We start from the raw sequence: 253 nt of genomic DNA, 5'->3' as shown, positions 1-253 counted from the left end.
CACGACGAACGCTTTCTGGGCGTCCGTGAACTTCGATGCTTTCATGCCAAACCTCCTCGTCCAGCCAAGGAAAATTACGGCACAAAACTCTAATTCCAAATGGTCCAAGTCTCAGGTGGCAGAGCACAGAGTTAAATCCCCCAGTCTTACCTCTGACTGCCAATAATGCCCCTGCACAACTGCCTGCGGCTAAAACACTTCCAGCACAGACGGGTGCAGCCGCAGCCAATGCGCCACCCGCCAATGCGCCACC

The 253-nt window shown here is 54.9% G+C and carries 1 protein-coding gene; it reads right to left on the bottom strand.

Features of this window, described 5'->3' with window-relative positions; translation table 11 throughout:
• The coding region (locus PsB1_RS11815; protein ID WP_284361856.1) for a hypothetical protein at positions 1–253 on the bottom strand (253 nt) is incomplete at both ends.

This window comes from Candidatus Phycosocius spiralis (assembly GCF_030158815.1).
Classification (GTDB): Bacteria; Pseudomonadota; Alphaproteobacteria; order Caulobacterales; family Aquidulcibacteraceae; genus Aquidulcibacter; species Aquidulcibacter spiralis.
This window is presented reverse-complemented; position numbering and strand designations above follow the sequence as displayed.